The following is a 23,464-nucleotide window of genomic DNA, read 5'->3' as shown; positions in this document are numbered from 1 at the left end:
ATTGATCAGTGCAGCGATCGAGTAGGCTGCAAGCGCCGTGCGGATTTCGTCGGTGCCGGCACTGACCGCCTCGGTGATGACGTCGCTCGCACTGTCGACCACATAGATGTCGTTGCCAGCACCACCGATCAGCGTATCATTGCCGGCGCCACCGTCCAGCAGATCATTGCCACCGCCGCCGGTGATCCTGTTGGCGAGCGCATTGCCGGTGCCGGTGAAGCTGGCCGATCCCGTGTAGCTCAGGTTCTCGACATTGGTCAGTGCCGCGATCGAGTAGGTCGCAAGCGACGTGCGGATTTCGTCTGTGCCGGCGCTGGCCAACTCGGTGACGACGTCACTCGCACTGTCGACCACATAGATGTCGTTGCCCGCTCCGCCGATCAGCGTGTCAGCGCCGGCCCCACCATTCAGCGTGTCGTTGCCGACACCACCAGTGATGGTGTTGGCGAGGCTATTGCCTGTCCCGACAAAGGCTGCCGTGCCGATATAGGTGAGGTTCTCGACATTGACGCCAAGCGTATAGTTTGCCAGCACGGTCCTGACCGTGTCGGTTCCCGCGGCGGCGTTCTCGGCAACGCTGTCGCCGGCATTGTCGACGATATAGGTGTCGTCGCCCGTTCCGCCGATCAAGCTATCGGCACCGGCCCCACCATCCAACACATCATTGCCGGCGCCGCCGGTGATCGTGTTGGCCAGCGCATTGCCAGTGCCGGTGAAGTTGGAGGATCCCGTGTAAATCAAATTCTCGACATTGTTGCTGAGAATAGAGCTTGAAAGCGCCGTCCGGACGGTGTCCGTCCCCTTGTTCGCACTCTCGACCACAAAATCGACGCCAGCGTCGACCACGTAGATATCGTTGCCAGCACCTCCGATCAGTGTGTCATTGCCGGCACCGCCATCCAGCAAGTCATTGCCGGCGCCGCCGGTGATCGTGTTGGCGAGGCCGCTTCCAGTTCCGGTAAAAGCGCCAGTGCCGGTGAAGGTGAGGTTTTCGACATTGGCAATATTGGTCAAGGCAAAGGAAGAAAGCGACGTCCTGATCAGATCGGTCCCTTGATTCAGCGCCTCAGTCACCACGTCGGCCAGACTGTCGACATTATAGGTGTCGTTGCCTGTTCCGCCGATCAGTGTGTCATTGCCGGAACCGCCGGAAAGCGAATCATTTCCGGCATTGCCCCAGAGCGTATTGTCCGCCTCATTGCCTACAATCGAATCGTTGCCGGAGCCGGCCTGAACGTTCTCAATCAACGATGCAACATTGCCGTGATAAAGAAGGGCGTTGAAAATGTTGCCGCGGGCATAGCCATTATTTGGGCCTCCTCCCAGGTCGGCCAGCTGGCCCTGGGAAAAAACAGAGTGCCCCCCTGCTCGCAAATCGATTTTAAGGCCGGTCGTATAGGCACTCAAATCATAGGTGTCGGTACCGCCGCCGTCCCAGATTGTTGCGAAGATCCTGTTGGCAGCGGGCGTGATGGCCGCCACCCCGTTGACATAGGTGATGCCCTGGTTGGGATTCCACCTATAGACGGTATCGCCACTGTTCGTCGTATAGTCCGCACCATACATTTCCTGCAGGGCGGCAATGTCGAGCATCATGAAGCTTTGTGGCGCGCCATCATGCTCATACTTGGCCCCACTCTCATCGTCTCCGATGAATGTGTGGTAGGTCATGATCGTATATTCGAGCGAGTCGTAGGCGCTCGGAACGACTGTTCCCCCTTCGTGAGCATGTTTCAGTCCGAGAGCGTGACCCAACTCATGCGCCAGGGTATGGCCCGCATAGTTGCCGAACCTTGGGAAACGATAATCATCTTCGGTGCCAGCATATCGCGTCCCGAACCAGACGTCGCCACCCCGTCCATAGGCAGCTGGCATATAGGCCCCTGCCGTCGGAAGAGAGGGATCCGACGATTGAGCGAACCGCACCGTTGCGGTACCCGCGCTTCCGGCCTCAAAGTTGGCGTTCGTGAACCCCTCGACGGAGAAGCCGTCGTTTGCAGCATTCCCATAGGACTGCTCCATAAAGAATAAGGCGAGAGACTGCTGCTGCGACGAAATTGGAGTGAAAGAATAGTATTTTTCGGGGCCATAGCTATACGATGACGAAGTCGTGGGAAACGCATAGGTTATCGTTCCGTCCCAGGCAAAGAGATCAAGAAGCCCGTCAACTTTGTTATCGCCAGTCCAGTTGACGATCTTCGTCGGAGTAATAAGGTCCGTCATAAAATCCCCGTTTGCGCATCTCATACAGCCGCGCCCAATGCCAGTTTCCCTCTGCCCCAATTCAGGGGAAAATTCAACTAAAAGCTTTATTTCTTAGAAGGAAAGTTTTTGACCTCAGTAACTAACGCTCATGAAGCGCTTCCGCCGCAACCTCTACCGAAGGCCAGAAGACATATTCCAGGATCCTGTGCTCGCCCGTTCGAACCTTCGCAATTGCTGCCACGACGGCACTTAAATTGACATTACAGTCATATGCTGAAATTTATTAAGTCTCAGGCTCGGTGATATCGGGAAAGCGAGAGGTCCGCATTGTTTCGGCGCCGCCGAACGTCGTCTCCGGCTGTTGTGCCGCGGGGTCGTCTCCGGCGTGCCCGCGTCGGGTTCGAGGATCGCATCTGCCGCAATTCGGTGACGCGGCTGTGATCGTTCCATAGCGAGTGAAGGGAAAACTTCGAGCTTGACGACGGCGTCCTGTCCGACCGTGGTGAAGCCGATGTCCTTCTTGAAAGCGTCAATTTCGAGCTCAAACGCGCTCCCCAAGAAAACCCGGCGAAGCTGAAGTCCCGCTGAGCCGGTCAGCTTGAAAGCCTGCTCCGGGCGTTCTCCGCCAATTCCTGCACCCGGTCTACCGGGATGCGGCCGATCAGCATGAAGGCATGCGTCGCATTCGACCAGTAGACGACATTCATACCTTTGCGGCTTTCGAGGTCCGGCGCCTTCGGCCCCGCGTCAGACTTGACGATGCAGAGCGCCATCGGCCCGGTCTCGGGGTCGAGATAGGCGATCTGGGCGAGCGCCTTACCGTCATATTGCAGCAACAGGGCGCGTTTGAAATCGATGCCCGGGAGCGAGATGGCCTCGGGGGAGAGTGAGAGGCCGAGCTTCTCGTCAAGACCGGCGAGCTGGGCGGCCTGGTCCTCCCTGGCTGGCACGGGGCCGGCCAGACTTTCCGGAGTATAGAGCGAGACATAGTCGGCGACCACGGCGCGCCACTCGCTGTTTTCATCCTTTGCCGAAAAGCGTGCTCCGATGCCGATGACGGCGCGGTCGATGGCGATGCCGGCGACCAGCGAGGCGGCGAGCGCGCCGAGGAAGCGGCGGCGGCTGGCGAATAGGGGTGCGGAGGCGGATTTTGCGCGTTGCTGGACGGGGATGGCGGCGAGGATCGCCTCCAGCTTCTCGCGTGGGGCTTCGGCGAGCAGCGGAGCGAAGACTTGCTTGAACGGCAGGCTGGCGCGCGCCAGGAATTCCAGCCGTTCAGCGGTGCTCTCGTCTTCGTTCACGATGGCTTCAATGCGCGCAGCCTCTTCGGCCGTCAGTTCGCCGTCGATGAAGGCGGTCAGTTCCTCGTCGGAGGGAATGGTCTGTTTCGTCGTCATTGCCGTCCCCCTTCCGGTCCAGCGTCGGAGAGCTTGGCGCGGGCCGCCGCCAGCCGGCTCATCACGGTTCCGATCGGGATATCCAATATGCCTGCAACCTCGCGATAGGAAAGTCCTTCCACATAGGCGAGGAAAACCACCGTCCTCTGCGCCTCGGGCAGCGCATTTACCTGTTTCAGCACCTGACCCGCCATCACATGGGTTTCGGTGTCGTGCGCGCCGTCGAAGGTCAGCGTCTGCCCGGCATCGACAAAACCCTGGCCCTGGCGCACCCGGCGGGAGCGGATCTCGTTCAGCCAGATCGAATGCAGGATCGAAAACAGCCAGCGGTCGAGCCGGGTGCCGGGGATGAACTGATCGGCGCGCTCCAGCGCACGAAGGCAGGTCGCCTGCACCAGGTCGTCGGCGACATCGCGCTGATGCGAGAGAACGAGACCATAACGCCAGAGCCTTGCCAGATTTTCCGTCAGGCCGCTCCTGATATCCGCTTCGCTCGCGATGGCCGCCTCCGCCAATCCTGCATCCCTCGAAACCGCCGGATGAACCGGCGATTCCATTCTCGCGCGACTATAGGCAGGAAATATGCTGCGCGCGACCGACATTCTTACATCCCTTTCGCGGTTCAAATCTTCCCGCCCTGCCTGCCGATCAGATCTTCGACGGGTCGAGGATTGCGGCGTTCAGGTCCTGATATTCCTCGCAGCCGGTGCCGCAGATCGCCTTGATTGACTTCAGCTGGTCCTTGGCGAGATCGAGCTGACCCTTGATGACATAGGCTTCGCCGAGATATTCGCGGACCTTGGCATATTGCGGGTCCATCTTCACAGACTGTAGATAATAGGAGATGCCCTCGTCGGTGCGGCCGAGCTTGCGGGTGGCATAACCGCGATAGTTCAGCACTTCGGCGGTGTTCTGATCCTTGACCGTGTCGAGCATGGCAAGCGCCTCCTCGTAGCGGCCGGCCTTGGCCAGCGAATAGGCATAGTCGGCGCGGTTCTCGTCGGAGACGTTGGCGCTCTGCTGCTTGACGCATTTCTTGGTCTTCTGGTCGTAGATCTCGCCCTTTTTGCAGGTGGGTGTCGTGCTGCTATCATCGCCGATCGCAAAAACCGGGCCGGAGACAACAGAAGCGGCAAGGCAGCCGCCGAGAATGATGGAAGCGATGCGGGCTGTCATGATCGTCATGGGGAACTCCTCGAAAGTGACGTTGCGAGGAAAGAACACCGCTGCATCCAGCTTTATTCGGCTGCCGCTTGCATTTCTTTCTTCACCCTTTCGTGAAGCTTCAGAGCTGAATAATTTGGGCGTCCGCGTGTTTTCCTTCGTTCCGCCGGAGGGACAAGGAGAATTCTGTGACCGATACCGTCAAACTCGTCAGCCTCGCCGTTGCCACACCCGAACATGTCATTTTCCAAAAGCAGGCGGTCGAAGCCTCGGCCCGGCTGTTTGCCGACCGCTTCGAGGATTTCCGCCATCTTGCCCGCGTCTTCGATAGCGCCGGCATCGAAAAGCGCCATGCGGCGCGGCCGCTTGCCTGGTTCGACGAGCCGCATGGCTGGCACGACCGGATGCAGGCCTTTGCAGAGGTGGCAGGCGGGCTTTTCGTCGAGGCTGCCAGCTCGGCCCTTCGCCAGGCAGGGCTTGAGGCCGGCGATGTCGACTGTGTCGTGACGGTCTCCTCCACCGGTTTTACGACGCCGAGCCTCGATGCGCAGCTTGCCGGCCGGATGGGTTTCAGACCCGACATCGAGCGCGTGCCGGTCTTCGGGCTCGGCTGTGCCGCCGGCGTGTCGGGCTTTGCGATCGCCTCGCGGCTGGCGCAAAGCCGGCCGGGCACTGTGGTGCTTTTCGTCTCGATCGAGCTTTGCACGCTTGCCTTTCGGCTGGACGAGCTGACGCGGCCGAACATCATCGCGACGGCGCTTTTCGGCGACGGCGCAGCCGCCTGCGTGCTGCGATCAGGCGAAGACGGGCTGGCGGAAGTGGAATCGACCGGCGAACATCTTTTTCCCGACACGCTCGATATCATGGGCTGGAAGATCGATGATGGCGGCTTCGGCATCGTGCTGGCGCAATCGCTGCCGGCCTTTGCCGAAAAGGAGCTCGGCCCGGCGGTAACGGCCATTCTGGCGCGAAACGGGCTGAGGGTGGAGGATATCGACCGCTTCATCTGCCATCCCGGCGGCACGAAGGTGCTGGCCGCGATGGAGAGCGCGCTTTCGCTGGTCCCGGGCACGCTGGATCACGAGCGCGCCGTGCTCGCCGAATACGGCAACATGTCCTCGCCAACCATCCTGTTCGTGCTGGAGCGGGCAATCCGCGCCGGGTTGCCGGAGCGCTCCGCGATGATCGCCATGGGGCCGGGCTTTTCGGCCAGCTGCGTGACGCTCAGGAGGATCGCATGATGTGGCCGTCGGTCGCGCTCCTTGCCTTCGTGACGCTGCAGCGGCTGGGGGAACTTGTGCTCGCCCGGCGCAATACGGCGGCGCTTCTTGCCGGAGGCGCCAGAGAGGTCGCACCCGATCATTATCCCGTCATGGTGGCGCTGCATGCCGGCTGGATCATCGGCCTTTGGCTCATTGCACCGGGCAGGCCTGTCGCGCTCTTCTGGTTTCTGATGTTCATGGGGCTGCAGGCGCTGCGGCTCTGGGTGCTGGCGACGCTGAAAGGCCGCTGGACGACGCGCATCATCATCCTGCCCGGCGCGCCGCTCGTCAGATCCGGGCCCTATCGCTTCCTCCGCCATCCGAACTATGCGATCGTCGTCGGCGAGATCGCCGCCCTTCCCCTCGCCTTCGGTCTGCCGCTTTACGCGATCGTTTTTTCTATTCTCAACGCGCTTATCCTCCATGTCCGCGTGAAGGCTGAAAATGCCGCACTGAAAAGCGCAATGATTTTGAAATGAATGCGATTTTCCGTTTGCGTCGCGGTATCGGCACGGGCATTTTCACCGCGTTAGACAAAGCGGAATGCAAGCGGAAATGGCGAAAAACGCAATCGTGCTCGGCGCCGGCATCGTCGGGGTTTCCACGGCCATCCATCTTCAGCGCCGCGGCCGGCAGGTGACGCTGATCGACCGCAAGGATCCGGGCAATGAAACCTCGTTCGGCAATGCCGGCCTGATCCAGCGGGAAGGTGTGGCACCTTACGGCTTTCCCCAGCAGCTCGGGCTTTTGCTGCGTTATGCGCTGAATAACCGCATCGACGCGCATTATCACCTGCGCACGCTGCCGAGCCAGATCGCCTTTCTCGGCCGCTACTGGTGGAACTCCAATGCGCCGCGCCATGCGATCATTACCCGGGCCTATGCACCGCTGATCGAAAATTCGGTTGTCGAACACAAGGACCTGATCGAGGCGTCGCAGGCCGAAGGGCTGATCCGCAAGGACGGCTGGATAAAGATTTTCCGCACTGAAGCCAAGCGCGACCAAGCGCTTGCGGAGGCAGCACTTTGGCAGAATGAATTCGGCGTCGAGTATGACAGCCTGACTCCGGCCGACATCGCCCGCATGGAACCTGATATGACCAGCGATTTCGCCGGCGGCATTCGCTGGCGCGATCCCTGGTCGGTGCTCGATCCGCATGCGCTGACATCGGCCTATCGCCGCTATTTCGAGAGCCTCGGTGGCCGGTTCGTCACGGGAGATGCCGCCTCGCTCGGTCCGTTCGGGTCCGGCTGGAAAATCATGACGGCGGAAGGTCCGCTCGAAGCCGAGGATGCGGTGATGGCACTCGGCCCCTGGGCGGCCATTGCAACGCGGCGGCTCGGCTATTCCTTCCCGCTCGGCGTCAAGCGCGGCTATCACATGCACTATGCCGCTGAGGGCAATGCCGTGCTCCACAATTGGACGCTCGATGCCGAGCGCGGCTATCTCCTTGCGCCGATGAACCGCGGCATCCGCCTGACGACAGGGGCGGAGTTTGCAACGCTTGACGCGCCGAAGACGCCGGTCCAGCTCGACCGCGCCGAGGCCGTGGCGCGCACCATCTTCCCGCTCGGAGGCAGGCTCGATCCCGAACCCTGGATGGGCGCGCGCCCCTGCACCCCGGATATGATGCCTGTTATCGGCAAGGCGCCGCGCCATCAGGGCCTGTGGTTTGCCTTCGGCCATGCCCATCACGGCCTGACGCTCGGGCCGGTGACCGGTCGCGTGCTTGCCGAACTCATCACCGGCGAGACGCCGTTCATCGATATCGCGGCCTATTCGCCGCAGCGTTTCAACCCGTAATACCGAGAGCTGCGAGACCCTTAAGCGCCGTTGCCGCGATGCCGTCCACCGTGTCGTCGATATCGACAGTGACGACGCCTTGCTCGCCTGTCGGCACCTCAAGTGTCGCCAGCTGGCTGTCGAGCAGCGAGACCGGCATGAAATGCCCCTTGCGCTCGCCCATACGCTTCACCAGCAGCGCCCTGGAACCTTCGAGATAGACGAAGAACAGATTGCCGCCGGCAGCGGCCCTCAGCCTGTCGCGATAAAGGCGCTTCAGCGCCGAGCAGGAAACGATGATGCCCTCGCACTTTTCCAGCGAGGCTTTCATGTCGTCGCCGATGCGGTCGAGCCAGGGCATCCGGTCGTCATCGGTCAGCGCAATGCCCTTCGACATCTTCTCGACATTGGCGGCGGGATGCAGCGCATCACCTTCGACGAAGGCCAAGTGCAGCGCTTCGGCGAGTTTTTCGCCGACGGAGGATTTGCCGCAGCCGCTGACACCCATGACGATGATCGCATGGGGTTTGTTCGTCCGCCCATCCGGCATGTTTGCTCCTCAGCTTATCTTCCCGCTCAGTCGAGCGGGAAATGACAGGCATATTGTTGTGCGCCTTCTCCACTTAATTCGGGAGAAACCTGGCGACAATAGTCCTGCGCCTTCCAGCAGCGCGGATTGAAGTGGCAGCCCGACGGCGGCTTCAAGGGCGACGGCAGTTCGCCCTGCAGGCGGATGCGGGTCTTCTCGCGCTCGGGATCGGCGATCGGGGTCGCCGACAACAAGGCGGCCGTATAGGGATGGCGCGGCCGGGCGAAGACTTCGGCGGCAGGACCGGTTTCGATCGGGCGGCCGAGATACATCACCATCACCTCGTCGGCGATGTGATGGACGACCGAGAGACCATGCGAGATGAAGAGATAGGCAAGCCCCATCTCCTTCTGCAGATCCATCAACAGGTTCAGCACCTGCGCTTGGATCGACAGATCGAGGGCCGAGACCGGTTCGTCGAGCACCAGTACCTTCGGCCGCAGCATCAGGGCGCGGGCAATGGCGATGCGCTGGCGCTGGCCGCCGGAGAACATATGGGGGTAACGGCCATGATGCTCCGGACGCAGACCGACGCGGGCCATCATCTCCTCCACCTTGCGACGGCGCGCGGCGGCATCGAGATCGGTATTGATCTTCAGCGGTTCTTCAAGAATCGCGCCGACCTTCTGGCGCGGGTTGAGCGAGCCGTAAGGATTCTGGAAGACGATCTGCACTTGGCTGCGCAAGCTGCGGTCGCCGACGCGCGCCGGCTTGCCGTCGATCAGCAATTCGCCGGCCGTCGGATCCTCGATCATCGTGACCAGACGGGCGAGTGTCGACTTGCCGCAGCCGGATTCGCCGACGACGGCGAGCGTCTTGCCGGAATGCAGGCTGAAGCTGACGCCGTTCAGCGCCTTGACGGTTGCGTCGGCTTTGAAGAGACCGCGGTTGACCTTGTAGAAACGGGCGAGATCCCTGCCCTCAAGAACAGCGCCCGTCATACCAGGTCTCCTGCAGTTTCAACGGCGATGACACCGGGATGCCCCAGCGGCTTGCCGTCCTTCAATGGATAATTGCACAAAGCCTGGCCGAGCTCCGGGCCCTGGCGCACCACGCCGCGATCGCATTCGACCGTGGCATAACCGCAGCGCGGCGCGAAAAGACAGCCTGTCGGGCGACCATGCTGGCCGGGAACGACGCCGGCGATCGAGGGAAGACGCTGGCCGACTTTGGCGCGTTCGGGGAGGGCTGCCAGCAGAGCTGCGGTATAGGGATGATGCGGATCGCGGAACAGTGCCCTCACCGGCTGTTCCTCGACCTTCTGGCCGGCATATTGCACCTGCACGCGCTCGGCGGTTTCGGCGACGACACCCATGTCGTGGGTGATCAGCACCAGCGCCATGCCCTGCTCCTTCTGCAGGCGAACGAGCAGATCGAGGATCTGCGCCTGGATCGTCACGTCGAGCGCGGTCGTCGGCTCGTCGGCGATCAGGAGCTTCGGATTGCAGGCGAGCGCCATGGCGATCATGACGCGCTGGCTCATGCCACCGGACATCTGATGCGGAAAGTTCGACAGGCGGTCTTCCGGCGCCGGAATGCCGACGAGGTTCAAGAGCTCGATAGAGCGTTGGCGGCGCTCCTTCCGGTTGAGGCCCATATGAAAGCGCAGGGTCTCGCCGAGCTGGAAGCCGACCGTGAAGCACGGATTGAGGCTCGACATCGGCTCCTGGAAGATCATCGCCATATCCTTGCCGATGATCCTGCGGCGCTGGCGGGCGGAGATGCCGCGCAGATCCTTGCCGTCGAACTGCATCCGGTCGGCGGTGATCTTCGCCGTCCACGGCAGAAGCCCCATCAGGGCCAGCATGGCCACGGATTTACCCGAGCCGGATTCGCCGACGACCGACAGGATCTCGCCCTTATCGCAGGCAAGCGACACGCCGTCGACGGCGCGGAATAGACCGGAAGAGGTCTGGAATTCGACCGTCAGATTTTCAATCTCGAGGAGTGACATCACGACCTCTTCAGTTTGGGATCGAGCGCGTCGCGCAGGCCGTCACCCATCAGGTTGATGGCGAGAACGGTGATGAGGATGGCAAGACCCGGGAATGTCACCACCCACCAGGCGCGCGAGATGAACTCACGGGATTCGGCCAGCATCGTTCCCCATTCGGGTGTCGGCGGCTGGGCACCCATGCCGAGAAAACCGAGGGCAGCGGCATCGAGAATCGCCGCCGAAAAGGCGAGCGTCGCCTGAACGATCAGTGGCCCAAGACAGTTTGGCAGGATCGTCTTGAACATCAACCGGAAGGTGCCCGCACCGGCGACCCGCGAGGCGATCACATATTCCTTCTCGCGCTCTGAAATGACCGAGGCCCGCGTCAGCCGGACGAAATGCGGCTGGTTGACCAGCGAAATCGCGATCATCGCATTGGTGAGACCCGGCCCGAGCACGGCCACCAGCACGAGAGCGAGCAGCAGTGACGGGAAGGCCAGGATGATATCCATCAGGCGCATGATTGCCGTATCGATCTTGCCGCGGAAAAATCCGGCAACGAGCCCGATCAGGACTCCCGAAATGACCGAAAGCGTGACGACGACGACGCCGATGAAGAGCGAGAACCGCGCGCCGTAAATCAGGCGCGAGAGGATATCGCGGCCAACGGCATCCGTTCCGAGCGGGTAGGAGGCGCTGCCCGCCTCCATCCAGAACGGTACGGCCAGAAGCACCTGGCGGTTCTGCTCGTTCGGCGCATGCGGCGCAAAGAGCGGCGCAAGGACTGCAACGACCAGGATGATGCTGAACACCACGAGGCCGATGACGGCGCCCTTGTTGCGGGAGAAATAATGCCAGAACTCCGCAAGAGCGGATGGCTGGCCGGTTTTGACGGTGACCGTGCTCATGGACCGCTCCTAGTGACGAATGCGCGGATTGATGAAGCCATAGAGAACATCAACAATCAAATTGACCAGCATGATGACGCCGGCGATCAGCAGAAGGCCGCCCTGGACGACGGCGTAATCGCGCTTGAAGACCGAATCGACCATCCATTTGCCGATGCCCGGCCAGGAGAAGATCGTTTCGGTGAGGATGGCGCCGGCAAGAAGAACGCCGATCTGAAGACCGATCGTGGTGATGACAGGGATCATCGCGTTGCGCAGCGCGTGCACGCCGACGACACGCAGTGGCTTCAAGCCTTTGGAGCGCGCGGTGCGGACATAGTCCTCACCCAGCACCTCGAGCATCGCCGAACGCGTCTGGCGTGCGATGACGGCGAGCGGGATGGTTGCCAGCACGATGGTCGGCAGAATGAGGTAGCTGACGGCCGAGGCGAAGGCTCCCTTCTGGCCCGACAGCAGGCTGTCGACGAGCATGAATCCGGTGACTGGCTTGAAGAAATACATCAGCGAGATGCGGCCGGAAACCGGCGTCCAGCCGAGATAACCGGAGAAGAAGATGATGAGCAGCAGACCCCACCAGAAAATCGGCATGGAATAACCGATGAGCGCCACACCCATCACGCTCTGATCGAACCACGTGCCTCGCTTGACGGCCGCAAAGACGCCGGCGGGCACGCCAAGACAGACGGCGATAATGATGGCACAGAGCGAAAGCTCCAGCGTTGCCGGGAACAATGTGAAGAACTCGCCGAGAACGGGCCGCTTGGTGACGATCGACGTGCCGAGATCGCCTTGCAGCACTTTTCCGAGATAATCGAAATACTGCACATATATGGGCCGGTCGAAACCGAGATCGTGCATGATCTGGGCGTGACGTTCCGGCGCCATCACACGTTCACCCGACAAAAGCATGACGGGGTCGCCGGGGATCATGCGGATGAACGAGAAGGCTATCAGCGAAACGCCAAGGAATGTCGGGATCAGCACCGCGAGGCGGCCGATGAAAAAACGCAACATAGCAGGTTTTCCAATAGTTTCCGGCGGTCAGGGGAACCTGACCGCCGGCCGCACCCGGCGTTGACCGGGCAGTTTACAGATTTTTTATTATTCGGAAATGTCCACACCGTCGAAGCGGTGAATTCCGAGCGGGTCCATGAGGAAGCCCGAGACCTTCTTGCTCATCGGAACGAAGACCAATGAGTGGTCGAGCGTATTCCAGGGAGCTTCCTTCTTGAAGATCAGCTGAGCCTGCTCATAGGCCTTCGTGCGCTCGGCGACGTCGGCCGTCAGCTTGGCCTTCGTCATCAGATCGTCGAATTCCTTGTTGCACCACTGAGCGCGGTTGTTGCCGCCGACAGCATCGCAGCCAAGCAACGTATCCATGAAGTTGTCGGGGTCGCCGTTGTCGCCGGTCCAGCCAAGGATGACGGCACCGTCGCGATTCTTGTCGGACGAGAGCTTCAGATATTCGGCCCATTCATGGGTGACGATTTCCGCATCGACACCGACCTTGGCCAAGTCGGCCTGCATCAATTCTGCGGCGCGGCGCGCGTTCAACATGTACGGACGCGAAACCGGCATCGCCCAGATTTTCATCTTCAGATCCTTGACGCCGGCATCTGCCAGCATCTTCTTCGACGCATCGGGATCGTACTTGTCGTCTACGACGGCATCGTTATAGGACCACATCGTCGGCGGGATCGGGTTCTTGGCAACGGCCGCGGCACCCTGGAAGACGGCGTCGACGATCGCCTGCTTGTTGATTGCCATGTTCAGCGCCTTGCGGACTTCGGCCTTGTCGAAGGGAGCAATCAAGGTGTTGTAGGCGAGATACGAAACGTTCAGGCCGGCCTGCTCGAGCACGGTCAGGTTCTCGTCCTTCTTGAGTTCGGAGACGTCGGCCGCATTCGGATAAGGAATGAGGTGGCATTCGCCGGCCTTCAGCTTCTGCGCGCGGACGGCAGCATCAGAGGTGATCGCGAAAACCAGATCGTCGATCTTTTCCTTGCCCTTGAAATAGGTTTCGTTCGCCTTGTAGCGGATGACGGCATCCGGCTGGTAGGCGACGAAGGTGAACGGTCCGGTGCCGAGCGGCTGCTGGTTGAGCTGCGCCATCTTGCCGTCGGCGGCAAGCTTGTCGGCATATTCCTTGGAGACGATCGAGGCGAAGTCCATGGCCAGGTCGGCGAGGAACGGCGCTTCGGGATGATTAAGGACAAACTTGACGGTGAGGTCATCGACCTTCTCGATCGACTTAATCAGCTCGGGAAAGCCCATGCCGGCGGCGTATTCGTAAGAGCCACCCTCGACATACTTGTTCCACGGATTGTCAGCCTTGAGCTGACGCTCGAACGAGAAGATGACGTCGTCGGCATTGAAGTCACGCGTCGGGGTGAAGAAGTCGGTGGTCTGGTACTTGACGCCAGGATGAAGCTTGAAGGTGTATTCCGTGCCGTCGGCCGAAACGCTCCAGCTGTCGGCCAGGCCCGGCTCGATCTCGGTCCCGCCATGCTTGAATTCGACGAGGCGGCTATAGACTGTGCGCGACGACGCGTCGAAGGTCGTGCCTGCCGTATAGAGGCTGGGGTCGAAGCCTTCCGGCGAGCCCTCGGAGCAATAAACAAGGGTCTTGGACCAGGCCGACGTCGCCATGACGGAAATCAAGGCCGTCGCTGCCAGCAGGACAGAGATCTTTTTCATAATATTGTTTCCCGGTTGTTCTTTTTTGATGTTTGGAGGCCGTAGATTGCCATCTCGGTCGACGCTCGATGGAACGATATTTATTTACTGAAAGCAACGGGCTACGCAGAAAATTTTTCCAGCTGGACAATTTTAGAAATTTTCCGTCAAAAATCAGCCTCATTCGGAAATATTCGCACAAAAAAGACCGAAATTTTGTCGTATTTGGTATAAAAACGCGCCCATCGCGACACGCAGCCGGCATTTCCCCGTTCCGGAGGCTATGTGAGATGCCCGCAAAACAAAAACCGCGGTTGCTGGGGGCAACCGCGGTTCAGAAGTTCATCCTGGTCTTTTGATCAGGCGGCGGGGGCAACGATCGCGGGTTTGCGATAGGCCGGCTCGCCGGTGATTCCGAGAAGGAAGTTGATCTGCGGACGCGCCTTGACGAGGTCGTCAATGGAGTATTCCGAAAGCACGGCAAAGAAAGCGTTGAGCGCCTTGCGCAACGCCGAATTCAAACCGCAGCTGTCGACCAGCGGGCATTCGACCTCACCGTCGTCCTCGAAGCATTCGGCCATGGCGAAGTTGTCTTCCGTCACCCGAACGACGTCGAAAAGACTAATGTCGGCGGCCGGTTTGCCCAAGCGCACACCGCCGTTGCGACCGCGCACCGTTTCGACCAGGCCCGCCTTGTTCAGCGGCTGGAGGATCTTGAAAAGAAAGAGCTCGGAAACGCCATAGGCCCTGGCGATTTCCGGAATCCGGCTCAAGTGCCCGTCGTTGGCAGCACAATACATCAACATGCGAACCGCATAGTTCGTCTGCTTCGTCAACCGCATGCCATTCTCCTGACTCGTCTGTTCAGACTTATATAGGCGGTTTGCTAGTTTTGAACAATTCCAAAATATGAAATTCGCATTCAGCTTATGAGGCCATTTGCCGCGACGTCAATCCCGCCTCAGGATCTCGACGTAATCGAAGATCGCCTGCTTGCGCTCGGGCGTGCCTTTGCGCACCAGTTTGACCTCGGCACTGGGGAAAAGCAGATGGTGAGCAGACCTTGTCTCCGGACATCCTCGACGCCGGGCCGATATCGCCGGCAATCACCATCACGAGGAAAAATTCGGGAGCCAAAAGGCCCCCGAATTACAGATAGCAGATTGGACTGTCGTGACGATCACTTCATCGTCGGCATGACGAATTCCGCGCCGCTCTTGATGCCGGAGGGCCAGCGGGCGGTGACGGTCTTGGTCTTCGTCCAGAACTTGATCGAATCCGTGCCGTGCTGGTTGAGGTCGCCGAAGCTCGATGCCTTCCAGCCGCCGAAGGAGTGGTAGGCGAGCGGAACCGGGATCGGAACGTTGATGCCGATCATGCCGATGTTGATGCGCGAGGCAAAATCGCGGGCTGCATCGCCGTCACGGGTGTAGATGGCGACGCCGTTGCCATATTCGTGCTTCATCGGCAGAGACAGCGCCTCCTCATAGTTCTGGGCACGAACGACGGAGAGAACAGGCCCGAAGATCTCGGTCTTGTAGATATCCATCTCGGGCGTGACGTGATCGAACAGGCAACCGCCGACGAAATAGCCGTCTTCATAGCCCTGGAGCTTGAAATCGCGGCCGTCGACGACGAGCTTGGCACCTTCCTCGATGCCGCGGTCGATCAAGCCGCGAACGCGGGTATAGGCTTCCTTGGTGACGAGCGGGCCCATGTCGGCCTTATCGTCGGTATAGGGGCCGATGCGCAGGGATTCGATCTTCGGCGTCAGCTTCTCGACGAGGCGGTTGGCGGTCTCCTCGCCGACCGGAACGGCAACCGAGATCGCCATGCAGCGCTCGCCGGCCGAACCGTAGCCTGCGCCCATCAACGCGTTGACGGCCTGATCCAGGTCAGCGTCGGGCATGATGATCATGTGGTTCTTGGCGCCGCCGAAGCACTGGGCGCGCTTGCCGTTCATCGCTGCGGTGCCGTAGACGTAGCGGGCGATCGGCGTCGAGCCGACGAAGGAGACGGCGCCGATATCGGGATCGGTGAGGATCGCGTCGACCGCACCCTTGTCGCCATTGACGACATTGAGGATGCCGGCGGGCAGGCCGGCCTCGATCATCAGTTCGGCGAGACGGATCGGCAGGGAGGGATCACGCTCGGAGGGCTTCAGGATAAAAGCGTTGCCGCAGGCGATCGCCGGCGCAAACATCCACATCGGGATCATGCCCGGGAAATTGAAAGGCGTAATGCCGGCGCCGATGCCGACCGGCTGGCGGATCGAATACATGTCGATCGCCGGCCCGGCGCCTTCGGTGAACTCGCCCTTGGCGAGATGGGGAATGCCGCAGACGAACTCGCAGACTTCGAGGCCGCGGATCACGTCGCCCTTGGCATCCTCGATCGTCTTGCCGTGCTCCTTGGAGAGGATTTCGGCAAGCTCGTCCATGTGCTTGTTCAGGAGTTCGACGAACTTGAAGAAGACCCGGGCGCGGCGCTGCGGATTGGTGGCAGCCCATTTCGGCTGCGCAGCCTTGGCATTTTCGACGGCGGCGCGCAATTCCTCGACGCTTGCGAGCGCGACCGTCGCCTGGACTTCGCCGGTTGCCGGATTGTAGACATTGCTTACGCGGCCGCTGGTGCCGGCAACCTGTTTGCCGCCGATGAAATGACCGATCTCACGCATGGGTGTTCCTCCTGTTTTTGGATGGCCGACAATCGCACTTCAATTTGCACAAATCAATGCGCTGATATAAGCAACCGTTGTGCGCAAATTATAGCTCCATCATTGCATCAGGCGCTGCCGTTGCTTCCAAACTTGGCACGGCACGCCAACAAGTCAAACGCCGACACGTCAAACCCTGGGGGAGGTCAAACCGATGAGCCGGAAACCCGTCGTCAGAATGGCGGAGCTGGAGATCGATCCGGACACGCTTGAAACCTATCGTGCATTGCTCACGGAAGAAATCGAAGCATCCGTCGCGCTGGAAGACGGCGTCCTTTCCCTGAGCGCTGTTTCCATCAGGGACAACCCAAACCGGATCCATATTCTTGAAGTCTACGCCGACCAGGAAGCATACGAGGCCCATCTGCGAACACCGCATTTCCTTAAGTACAAGAACCAGACGGCGCACATGGTGACATCGCTGACGCTTATCGAGGTCGATCCGATCGCAATGCGTGCCAAGCCATGAACTGGGACGATGTTCGTATTTTCCTCGCCGTCGCCCGCACCGGGCAGATCCTTGCCGCCTCGAAGCGGCTGGGGCTCAATCACGCCACGCTCTCGCGCCGACTGACTTCGCTGGAAGAGGCGTTGAAGACGCGGCTTTTCATCCGTCGCACGAATGGCTGCGAGCTGACGGCCGAAGGCGAAGTGTTCCTGGCATCCGCAGAGCGGATGGAAACGGAAATGCTGGCCGTGCAGGCCAGCCTCGGCCACACAGATACGGCAATTGCCGGGACTGTGCGCGTCGGCGCGCCCGACGGCTTCGGTGTTTCCTTTCTTGCGCCGCGCATGGGCAGGTTGATCGAGCGCCATCCGGAACTGAAGATCCAACTCGTGCCGGTTCCACGCTCTTTCTCGCTCTCGCTGCGCGAGGCCGATATCGCCATCACGCTCGAGCGACCCGACCAAGGGCGGCTCGTTTCCTCGAAGCTGACGGATTACACGCTCGGCCTTTATGCCTCGCGAAATTATCTGGCGTCCCAGGGAACACCTGCCGATATCGACGCGCTTAAGGCGCATCGCCGCATCGGCTATGTCGAAGACCTGATCTTCACCGCGTCCCTGAATTTTTCCGGCGCAGTCATGCGGAGCTGGGATGCAGGCTTTGAGATTTCGACGGCGATCGGACAGACGGAGGCGGTGCGAACAGGCGCCGGCATCGGCATCCTGCATGATTATATCGCCAGGCAATATCCGGAACTCCAGCGCATTCTGCCGGAAGTTTCGATCCGGCGCGCCTACTGGACGACCTATCACGAAACCGCGCGCGACCTGCTACGCGTCAGGAGTGTCGCCGATTTTCTTCAGGAACTCGTCAGCGCCGAACGGCACATCTTTCTTTAAGCCTTGAAAGTGTGTTTTGCCGGTTCGTCGTTCTCGTCGGGATTGGGAACCGGCGCTTCGTCGGGCAGCCGGTCAGGCTCCGGTTCCTTGATCGGAGGCTCCGGCTTCCAGCCGGGCCCGGGCATCGGCGGCTGGTCTGGAATGGGTTCGTTGGGCACGGACATGACCGCCTCCCTTTGATGATTTCAGTTTACGCGACGTTCGGGGTTATTTGTCCGGCTTCAGCGATTCCGCAGCACGCATCGGCATGCTGTCGATGATGGCGAAGAGCTCGCCATCGGTAATCGGCTCGCTGGCCTTAAGCTTCACGGTGCCGTCCTTGCCGAGAAGGAAAGCGGCGAATTCGCCGACCTCCGGCGCATCGAGATCGCGGCGGATCGCTTCGCCGTCGAGGCCGTCAGCCGCACCGAAGATCGGTCGAACGCCGGCACCGGAAATCTTCAGCACCACCAGGTCACGCTCATCGAGGGCCGAGCGGTTGGCCAGCAGCTGATTTTCTTGCCGAGCGGCGCGGGAATTATCCCTGTCGGCGAATAGGATAAAGACGCGGTTCTTCCACTGGAACTGGGCGAGGCTTTCGATCGGCGCATAAGCGCTGTTGGTCTCGTCGATCTTCGTCGCACCGTAGAGCAGGGTCTTCGACATGCATATTCTCCCGTTAACATGGAGAACGACCCGGTGCGACATGGGTTCCATCGAAACGACAGGAACCAAGTTTTCATTCTGGTGGTGGGGGGAAATGGTACGGTTGGGGGGTCTCGAACCTCCGACCTCAGGTGCCACAAACCTGCGCTCTAACCAACTGAGCTACAACCGCATAAATCGCGCTTGGCGCGACGGGGGTCACATACGAGGACTTGGCGAGGAATTCAAGTCCCATTCCTCGTCAATATACAAAAAGGCTGGACGCGAGGTCCAGCCTTTTATCTCCGATCGGTAAAGACCGATCAGGCAACCTTGAAGGAAGCCATGGCCTTTTCGGCGGCGTCCTTGGAGGGCTTTGCGAGCTTTTCGGCCACCTGCTTGGTGGTTTCCTGGATCGACTTCGCCTGTTCGACGGTGAGTTCGGCCTGCTTGCGGATGAACGAGGTCTGCAGCTCGAAGAATTCGGCCGGGGACTTGACGCCGAGCAGCGCTTCGAAGTGCGACAGCGAGTTCTCGGAATTGATGCGCAGGATGTCGATCGCCTTCAGGCCGATCTCGACCGAGCCGGCCTGAGCCGTCTGGACGGTGGCTTCGAGCGTCTTGCCGGCTTCCTCGCCAGCGGTCTTCAGCTTGGCATAGGCGTCCTTCGACTGCTGAGCGCCCTTTTCGGCGAATTCACGGAAGGATTCCGAGAACTTGGACGGGTCGAAAGAAGCGATTGAAAAAACGTCGTCGGTCTTTATGGTAGCCATGGGTCGCATCCTTTGGGCTGAGGCAGTCGCTGCCTGGTAGTTGGGATGATGCTTATATAAGACATTCCATTGTGCATTGCAACATTTATTGTGCAGTGCACAAGACGTTAACCTTTCCGGCCGAAAACACCCTCCTCTTCTGGACCGGCATGCGCCCCGCAGTTATTAATAAGCCGTTAATTTAATAAGGCCGACAGCGACAAGGTTCGATCATGCCCGCAGTCCAATATCCGTTCATCGATATCGCCGTGCATGCACGGGTGCGGGAACGCTTTTCACGCGGCGAGGCCATGGTGCTGTTTTCGGCCGATCTTGCTCGTCTGCTCTGGGCGAACGGTGCGGGTGCCGAGCTTTTCGGCCATTCGGCAGTCTATGACCTGCTCGATCAGGGGGTCGACCGCGCCGACATCACCTTCCGCCAGCTGGAAACGGCGGCGCGCCAGCTCACAGATATCGGAGACAGCCGCAGCCTGATGATCCGCGTTGCCAAGGGCTTCCAGCGTGCGCAGGTGCAGGCGGCAGCCGAACTAATCCGGCTTTCCCAGGGCGAAAAGGCCATCCTGTTTTCGGTGCCGGTCTCGGCAAAGCCACTCGCGGCCGGTGCATCGGCGGCCCAAATGCTGCAGGGACTTGATGATCCCGACACGCATATGGCGGTGATCGGCGCCAATGGCGAGGTCATCGCGGCTTCGCCGGGCTTTGCCTCGCTCGGAATCTCCGAGCAGACGGCAAAGACCTTGATCAACCTTGCCGGCGCGCATCCCGACCGATTGGTGAAGCGACCTGTCGCGACCGGCAGAGGCAATCTTCCGGCCGCGGTCGGCAAGCTCAGCGACGATCCGGCGCTCAATCTGCTCTTTGCGGTGGAGGACGCGATCGGTCATCTCGACCCGCTCGACGCGCCCACGCATCCAGCCGATGCGCCCGCGCTCGACCCGGTCGATGCGTCCACGCAGGAGGAAAATCCGCCGCCGGCCGAAGCGCTTCAGGACGAACCTGTCGCCGCCGCAGGCTTCATCGAAATCATCGACGCGGTCTCGGGGATCGAAGAGGTCGAGGAGACGCTCGAAGAGATCGCCGGCGAAAACGAACAGCTAGCCGAGACAGCCGCGGCATCCGCAGACGAGGCGATTGAAGAGACCCACCCTGCCGCGGATGCGGAGCCGGAGAGCGACGGGGCCATGATCGATCGCGGCGCGGATGAGGCCTACGAGCCCGCTGCAGTCATCGACGACGATGTGCCCCCCGCTGCGGAGACGGTGGAACCGGCGGCGACGGCGGAACCGCCTGCTGAAGCCAGCGAAACGCCTATCGAAGACGCGCCGGAAGTGGCCCGTGAAGAGCCAGCCATCGAAACGCCTGCTGTCCCCGATGCCACCCCTGCCCCTCAGCTTGCGGCTGAGCCCGGCTTCGTCTTCAGGCCAAACAGCCGCGCCACACGCTTCGTCTGGAAGATCGACGCCGAAGGCCGGTTCAACGAGGTCAGCCACGAATTTGCCGAGGCCGTCGGTCCGCATGCGTCCGACATCATCGGCTCTGCTTTCGGCGACGTCGCCGCCCTCTTCAATCTCGATCCTGACGGCAAGCTTGCCGAGGCGCTCGCCCGCCGCGACACATGGTCGGGCAAGACGATCCTCTGGCCGGTCGAAGGCACCAGCCTCGTCGTTCCGGTCGATCTGGCGGCGCTGCCGACCTATACCCGCAACCGCGACTTCGATGGTTTCCGCGGCTTCGGCGTCGTGCGGCTTTCCGATGCACAGGAAGATCCGCTGGCGCTCGGCCTGACACTCGGCCCTGATGGTATCGGCCATGATGCAGCGAGCCTCGGCCCGCCCGCCGAGACCAATGCCGAGGTGATACACGAAGCGGAGATAGTGCTTGAAGAGCCCCTGATCGATCCCGCCCCGGCGCAGGAGGTCGAGGATCAGGCGGCTACGACAAGCGAAACACAGACGGAGCCAACGCCGGATGAGATTGCCACCGAGCAGGCGGCCATCGAGACGCCTGCCCAGGAAAGTGCAGCCGAAAAAGCGGAAGGCAGCGCCGATGCCGGCGACGTTTCCGCCGCCGAACCGGTAGCGGAACTTTCGCAAGAGCCGCGGGCGCTTCGGATTTCGGAAACGCCCAATCGCCGTTTCTCCGACAAGATCGTTCAGCTCCACAACATCGGCGCTGGACTGACGGCTGCCGAACAGGCCAATTTCCGCGAGATCGCCAAGCGGCTCGAAGCCTTCGGCACCCGCAAGGAAGAGCCTGCCGCCCCGGCGCCGATGGAACCCAGCGCCGCGGAAACGGCCGGCTTCGAAGAGGCCTCCGGATCCGAAGCGTTCGAGGCCGAAACACCCGCCACTGAGCAGGCGGACATACCGTCGGTCGAGGAGATCGCGCCGCAGGAAGCAATCTTCGAGAATGCCGTCGAGGCTGAGCGCGAAGACGATGGCGCCACCGAAGAACCTTCGATCATCTCCGACGACGAGGCGACGGAAGGGCTGGAGGAGACCGCCAGCCAGATCGAGGTTCTCACCAGCTTCATCCCGCCGCGCATCAAGATGACGGACGGGCTTTCGGTGGGAACCGTCGATCAACTGCCTGTAGCCGTACTCATTCATATCGGCGATGCGCTGATCCATGCCAATCCGGAATTCATGCGGTTGACGGGCTACGGTTCGCTCGAGGCATTGCGCGAAGTGGGCGGTATCGAAGCGCTGCTGCAGCGCCGCGAACTCGAGGAGAAGGCCGCAGGCTCCGGCACCATGATGCTCGTCAAGGCCGACGATACGCTGGCGCCGGTGACCGCGCGGCTGCAATCGGTGCGCTGGGAAGACGCCAACGCCCTGATGCTGGCGCTGATGCCGGTGGAAGGCAAGGAAGATGGCCGCGGCGACGCAAGCCGGTCCGATGGCCGGTCCGAGGGCCGTTCCGAAGGCCGCCCCGAACGGATGCTCGAGAAGGTCGCTAAACTCCAGGTCGAAGTGGAAGAATTGCGCTCGATCCTGGAAACGGCGACCGACGGCGTCGTCGTCATCGGCACGGAGGGCGACATTCGCTCGATGAACCGGTCGGCCAGCGCACTTTTCAATTACGACGAACAGGAGACGCGCGGCAAACCCTTCGTCATGCTGTTTGCCCATGAGAGCCAGAAGGCAGTCATCGACTATTTGAACGGCCTCTCCGACCATGGCGTGGCAAGCGTATTGAACGACGGGCGCGAAGTGATCGGCCGCGAGGCCGCCGGCGGCTTCGTGCCGCTGTTCATGACGATGGGCCAGCTCACCTCCTCCAACGGTTATTGCGCGGTCATCCGCGATATCACCCAGTGGAAGCGCACCGAGGACGAGCTGCGCAACGCCAAGGGTGCAGCCGAAACCGCCAACGCCCACAAGACCGATTTCCTCGCCCGCGTCAGTCACGAGATCCGCACGCCGCTCAACGCCATCATCGGCTTTTCCGACATGATGGCCGGCGAACGCTTCGGGCCGATCGGCCATCCGCGTTATATCGAATATGCCAACGACATCGGCCGCTCCGGCCGGCATGTCCTCGATATCGTCAACGACCTGCTCGACATTTCGAAGATCGAGGCCGGCGAGATGGATCTCGATTTTGCCGCCGTCGGCCTCAATGAGGCGGTCTCCGAGGCCGTGGCTCTGGTACAGCCGCAGGCGAACGGCCAGCGCGTCATCATCCGCACGGCGCTGTCGCATGCGGTACCCGAGGTCGTGGCGGATCTGCGCTCGATCAAGCAGATCGCGCTCAACATCCTGTCGAACGCCATCCGCTTCACCCCGTCAGGCGGGCAGATCGTCGTTTCCACCTCCTATGAGGCGAATGGCAGCGTCGTCCTCAGGGTCCGCGATACCGGCATCGGCATGACGCGCAGCGAGCTCGACCAGGCGATGAAGCCGTTCCGGCAGGTCTCCTCGACCCAATCGCGTCATCGCGGCGACGGCACCGGGCTCGGCCTGCCGCTGACCAAGGCGATGGTGGATGCCAACCGGGCGACCTTCTCGATCAATTCGGCGCCGAACGAGGGCACGCTCGTCGAGATCACCTTCCCGTCGCAGCGGGTGCTGGCCGGTTGATAA

General features: G+C 61.0%; 21 protein-coding genes and 1 tRNA gene. 6 read left to right on the top strand and 16 right to left on the bottom strand.

The window, feature by feature from the left end; all coding sequences use genetic code 11:
• The 4 genes from RWK44_RS11725 to RWK44_RS11710 form a co-directional block, all read right to left on the bottom strand.
• On the bottom strand, window positions 1-2,223 hold a 2,223-nt coding region (locus RWK44_RS11725; protein ID WP_316028826.1), incomplete at its 3' end, for a M10 family metallopeptidase.
• 575 nt (window positions 2,224-2,798) lie between these two features.
• On the bottom strand, window positions 2,799-3,602 hold the full coding sequence (locus RWK44_RS11720) for an anti-sigma factor family protein (RefSeq protein ID WP_316028822.1): 804 nt from the start codon (window positions 3,600-3,602) through the stop codon (window positions 2,799-2,801).
• Window positions 3,599-4,204 carry an RNA polymerase sigma factor gene (locus tag RWK44_RS11715; RefSeq protein WP_316028821.1) on the bottom strand — a complete coding sequence of 202 codons (606 nt, stop codon included), beginning with the start codon at window positions 4,202-4,204 and terminating at the stop codon, window positions 3,599-3,601. Before RWK44_RS11715 ends, RWK44_RS11720 begins: the two co-directional genes overlap by 4 nt.
• A 46-nt stretch (window positions 4,205-4,250) precedes the next feature.
• Window positions 4,251-4,787 (bottom strand): tetratricopeptide repeat protein, encoded by a 537-nt coding sequence (locus RWK44_RS11710; protein WP_131664777.1) that lies wholly within the window; start codon window positions 4,785-4,787, stop codon window positions 4,251-4,253.
• A gap of 167 nt (window positions 4,788-4,954) precedes the next feature.
• On the opposite strand from RWK44_RS11710, the gene RWK44_RS11705 reads away from it, so the two are divergent.
• The 3 genes from RWK44_RS11705 (at window position 4,955) to RWK44_RS11695 (ending at window position 7,831) form a co-directional block, all read left to right on the top strand.
• On the top strand, window positions 4,955-6,007 hold the full coding sequence (locus tag RWK44_RS11705; RefSeq protein WP_316028820.1) for a type III polyketide synthase: 1,053 nt from the start codon (window positions 4,955-4,957) through the stop codon (window positions 6,005-6,007).
• Complete coding sequence (locus tag RWK44_RS11700) at window positions 6,004-6,507, top strand: isoprenylcysteine carboxyl methyltransferase family protein (RefSeq protein ID WP_316028819.1); 504 nt, start codon at window positions 6,004-6,006, stop codon at window positions 6,505-6,507. Before RWK44_RS11705 ends, RWK44_RS11700 begins: the two co-directional genes overlap by 4 nt.
• Before the next feature lie 76 nt (window positions 6,508-6,583).
• The gene (locus tag RWK44_RS11695) at window positions 6,584-7,831 is read left to right on the top strand and encodes an NAD(P)/FAD-dependent oxidoreductase (RefSeq protein WP_316028818.1); all 1,248 of its coding nucleotides are present in this window, start codon (window positions 6,584-6,586) and stop codon (window positions 7,829-7,831) included.
• Here RWK44_RS11695 and RWK44_RS11690 read toward each other — a convergent pair.
• From RWK44_RS11690 to RWK44_RS11655, 8 genes are all read right to left on the bottom strand, one after another.
• Complete coding sequence (locus RWK44_RS11690; protein WP_316028817.1) at window positions 7,821-8,360, bottom strand: gluconokinase; 540 nt, start codon at window positions 8,358-8,360, stop codon at window positions 7,821-7,823. The genes RWK44_RS11695 and RWK44_RS11690 overlap by 11 nt on opposite strands.
• 26 nt (window positions 8,361-8,386) lie before the next feature.
• Window positions 8,387-9,340: a peptide ABC transporter ATP-binding protein gene (locus RWK44_RS11685; protein ID WP_316028816.1), complete on the bottom strand. Its 954-nt coding sequence runs from the start codon at window positions 9,338-9,340 to the stop codon at window positions 8,387-8,389.
• Window positions 9,337-10,353: an ABC transporter ATP-binding protein gene (locus tag RWK44_RS11680; RefSeq protein WP_025393213.1), complete on the bottom strand. Its 1,017-nt coding sequence runs from the start codon at window positions 10,351-10,353 to the stop codon at window positions 9,337-9,339. The genes RWK44_RS11685 and RWK44_RS11680 overlap by 4 nt, the downstream gene beginning before the upstream one ends.
• Window positions 10,353-11,243, bottom strand: coding sequence for an ABC transporter permease subunit (locus RWK44_RS11675; protein WP_131619305.1), 891 nt, complete (start codon window positions 11,241-11,243; stop codon window positions 10,353-10,355). Before RWK44_RS11675 ends, RWK44_RS11680 begins: the two co-directional genes overlap by 1 nt.
• A 9-nt stretch (window positions 11,244-11,252) precedes the next feature.
• Entirely contained in the window at window positions 11,253-12,257 is a 1,005-nt protein-coding gene (locus RWK44_RS11670) for an ABC transporter permease subunit (RefSeq protein WP_017959055.1), read from the bottom strand.
• Between the two features lie 87 nt (window positions 12,258-12,344).
• Window positions 12,345-13,940 carry an ABC transporter substrate-binding protein gene (locus RWK44_RS11665; protein ID WP_017992988.1) on the bottom strand — a complete coding sequence of 532 codons (1,596 nt, stop codon included), beginning with the start codon at window positions 13,938-13,940 and terminating at the stop codon, window positions 12,345-12,347.
• Window positions 13,941-14,278: 338 nt separating this feature from the next.
• On the bottom strand, window positions 14,279-14,761 hold the full coding sequence (gene rirA / locus RWK44_RS11660) for an iron-responsive transcriptional regulator RirA (RefSeq protein WP_017959053.1): 483 nt from the start codon (window positions 14,759-14,761) through the stop codon (window positions 14,279-14,281).
• A 338-nt stretch (window positions 14,762-15,099) separates the two neighbouring features.
• Window positions 15,100-16,596 carry a CoA-acylating methylmalonate-semialdehyde dehydrogenase gene (locus tag RWK44_RS11655; RefSeq protein WP_020048532.1) on the bottom strand — a complete coding sequence of 499 codons (1,497 nt, stop codon included), beginning with the start codon at window positions 16,594-16,596 and terminating at the stop codon, window positions 15,100-15,102.
• 193 nt (window positions 16,597-16,789) lie between these two features.
• On the opposite strand from RWK44_RS11655, the gene RWK44_RS11650 reads away from it, so the two are divergent.
• Both RWK44_RS11650 and RWK44_RS11645 read left to right on the top strand, forming a co-directional pair.
• Complete coding sequence (locus RWK44_RS11650; RefSeq protein WP_316028815.1) at window positions 16,790-17,104, top strand: putative quinol monooxygenase; 315 nt, start codon at window positions 16,790-16,792, stop codon at window positions 17,102-17,104.
• Complete coding sequence (locus RWK44_RS11645; protein WP_131664769.1) at window positions 17,101-17,982, top strand: LysR family transcriptional regulator; 882 nt, start codon at window positions 17,101-17,103, stop codon at window positions 17,980-17,982. Before RWK44_RS11650 ends, RWK44_RS11645 begins: the two co-directional genes overlap by 4 nt.
• Here RWK44_RS11645 and RWK44_RS11640 read toward each other — a convergent pair.
• The 4 genes from RWK44_RS11640 to RWK44_RS11625 form a co-directional block, all read right to left on the bottom strand.
• Complete coding sequence (locus tag RWK44_RS11640) at window positions 17,979-18,146, bottom strand: hypothetical protein (protein WP_165504437.1); 168 nt, start codon at window positions 18,144-18,146, stop codon at window positions 17,979-17,981. The two genes, RWK44_RS11645 and RWK44_RS11640, sit on opposite strands and share 4 nt — an antisense overlap.
• A 43-nt stretch (window positions 18,147-18,189) precedes the next feature.
• Window positions 18,190-18,627 (bottom strand): DUF4174 domain-containing protein, encoded by a 438-nt coding sequence (locus tag RWK44_RS11635; protein WP_131664768.1) that lies wholly within the window; start codon window positions 18,625-18,627, stop codon window positions 18,190-18,192.
• Window positions 18,628-18,722: 95 nt separating this feature from the next.
• A tRNA-His gene (locus tag RWK44_RS11630) sits at window positions 18,723-18,799 on the bottom strand.
• 130 nt (window positions 18,800-18,929) lie between these two features.
• Window positions 18,930-19,379, bottom strand: a complete 450-nt coding sequence (locus RWK44_RS11625; protein WP_168283553.1) for a phasin — start codon at window positions 19,377-19,379, stop codon at window positions 18,930-18,932.
• A gap of 212 nt (window positions 19,380-19,591) precedes the next feature.
• Here RWK44_RS11625 and RWK44_RS11620 point away from each other — a divergent pair, with 212 nt between their 5' ends.
• The gene (locus RWK44_RS11620; protein ID WP_316028814.1) at window positions 19,592-23,461 is read left to right on the top strand and encodes an ATP-binding protein; all 3,870 of its coding nucleotides are present in this window, start codon (window positions 19,592-19,594) and stop codon (window positions 23,459-23,461) included.
• Window positions 23,462-23,464: the final 3 nt, after the last annotated feature.

Origin of the sequence: Rhizobium sp. 25PS6 (genome assembly GCF_032464655.1) — a bacterium.
Taxonomy (GTDB): Bacteria; Pseudomonadota; Alphaproteobacteria; order Rhizobiales; family Rhizobiaceae; genus Rhizobium; species Rhizobium laguerreae.
The sequence above is the reverse complement of the archived record's forward strand: the minus strand, read 5'-3'. Positions and strand labels throughout refer to the sequence as shown.

Excerpts from the sequence above, each read along its gene's own strand:
- RWK44_RS11720 (WP_316028822.1), bottom strand. The coding sequence starts at position 3,602 with ATGACGACGAAACAGACCATTCCCTCCGACGAGGAACTGACCGCCTTC.
- RWK44_RS11715 (WP_316028821.1), bottom strand. The coding sequence starts at position 4,204 with ATGTCGGTCGCGCGCAGCATATTTCCTGCCTATAGTCGCGCGAGAATG.
- RWK44_RS11710 (WP_131664777.1), bottom strand. The coding sequence starts at position 4,787 with ATGACGATCATGACAGCCCGCATCGCTTCCATCATTCTCGGCGGCTGC.
- RWK44_RS11700 (WP_316028819.1), top strand. The coding sequence starts at position 6,004 with ATGATGTGGCCGTCGGTCGCGCTCCTTGCCTTCGTGACGCTGCAGCGG.
- RWK44_RS11695 (WP_316028818.1), top strand. The coding sequence starts at position 6,584 with ATGGCGAAAAACGCAATCGTGCTCGGCGCCGGCATCGTCGGGGTTTCC.
- RWK44_RS11690 (WP_316028817.1), bottom strand. The coding sequence starts at position 8,360 with ATGCCGGATGGGCGGACGAACAAACCCCATGCGATCATCGTCATGGGT.
- RWK44_RS11685 (WP_316028816.1), bottom strand. The coding sequence starts at position 9,340 with ATGACGGGCGCTGTTCTTGAGGGCAGGGATCTCGCCCGTTTCTACAAG.
- RWK44_RS11680 (WP_025393213.1), bottom strand. The coding sequence starts at position 10,353 with ATGTCACTCCTCGAGATTGAAAATCTGACGGTCGAATTCCAGACCTCT.
- RWK44_RS11675 (WP_131619305.1), bottom strand. The coding sequence starts at position 11,243 with ATGAGCACGGTCACCGTCAAAACCGGCCAGCCATCCGCTCTTGCGGAG.
- RWK44_RS11670 (WP_017959055.1), bottom strand. The coding sequence starts at position 12,257 with ATGTTGCGTTTTTTCATCGGCCGCCTCGCGGTGCTGATCCCGACATTC.
- RWK44_RS11665 (WP_017992988.1), bottom strand. The coding sequence starts at position 13,940 with ATGAAAAAGATCTCTGTCCTGCTGGCAGCGACGGCCTTGATTTCCGTC.
- rirA (WP_017959053.1), bottom strand. The coding sequence starts at position 14,761 with ATGCGGTTGACGAAGCAGACGAACTATGCGGTTCGCATGTTGATGTAT.
- RWK44_RS11655 (WP_020048532.1), bottom strand. The coding sequence starts at position 16,596 with ATGCGTGAGATCGGTCATTTCATCGGCGGCAAACAGGTTGCCGGCACC.
- RWK44_RS11650 (WP_316028815.1), top strand. The coding sequence starts at position 16,790 with ATGAGCCGGAAACCCGTCGTCAGAATGGCGGAGCTGGAGATCGATCCG.
- RWK44_RS11645 (WP_131664769.1), top strand. The coding sequence starts at position 17,101 with ATGAACTGGGACGATGTTCGTATTTTCCTCGCCGTCGCCCGCACCGGG.
- RWK44_RS11640 (WP_165504437.1), bottom strand. The coding sequence starts at position 18,146 with ATGTCCGTGCCCAACGAACCCATTCCAGACCAGCCGCCGATGCCCGGG.
- RWK44_RS11635 (WP_131664768.1), bottom strand. The coding sequence starts at position 18,627 with ATGTCGAAGACCCTGCTCTACGGTGCGACGAAGATCGACGAGACCAAC.
- RWK44_RS11625 (WP_168283553.1), bottom strand. The coding sequence starts at position 19,379 with ATGGCTACCATAAAGACCGACGACGTTTTTTCAATCGCTTCTTTCGAC.
- RWK44_RS11620 (WP_316028814.1), top strand. The coding sequence starts at position 19,592 with ATGCCCGCAGTCCAATATCCGTTCATCGATATCGCCGTGCATGCACGG.